The organism is Psychrobacter sp. 1Y4, from assembly GCF_051847555.1.
In genome coordinates, this window is sequence record NZ_JBPYDE010001212.1 from 1 (window position 1) to 506 (window position 506).

Annotated in this window: 1 protein-coding gene; it reads right to left on the bottom strand. The window is 43.9% G+C overall.

Going from position 1 to position 506, the window contains the following annotated elements; genetic code table 11:
* Positions 1-506: circularly permuted type 2 ATP-grasp protein (locus ACS8FC_RS21195; protein ID WP_439298229.1), on the bottom strand; the 506-nt coding region annotated here is incomplete at both ends.

Below are 506 nucleotides of genomic sequence, written 5' to 3' on the forward strand. Positions count from 1 at the left end.
GGATAATCACTAATACCCATAATAGGCGTGTCAGCAAAGATATCAGCTAGGAGCGTCTCTGATATATTGCGGCTCTCAAGCATATATGAGACGCCTGACGGGGTGCGCAAGTTATCCTCTAACACACAAAACTTGCCAGATTCATCACGGATTAGATCAATACCACTAATGTGAGAGTATATTGGTTTATCGAGCTCAATGCCCATCATCCACGGCTCATAGCAGCCACTGGCATACACATAGCTGGCAGGGACAATATCGGCCTTCATGATGGCTTGATCATGGTAGATATCATGTAAGAATGCATTGAGAGCCGTGATACGCTGTTTACAGCCTGCCTCTATTTGTTGCCATTCGCTCGCTGCAATAATGCGTGGAATGATATCAAACGGAATCATACGCTCGATGTTTTTGGCATCGCTATAGACCGTAAAAGTAACCCCTTTGCGGTAAAAGATGTTTTCTGCTTGTTCATTTAGATAATTGAGGGCATCCATGTTGATGTT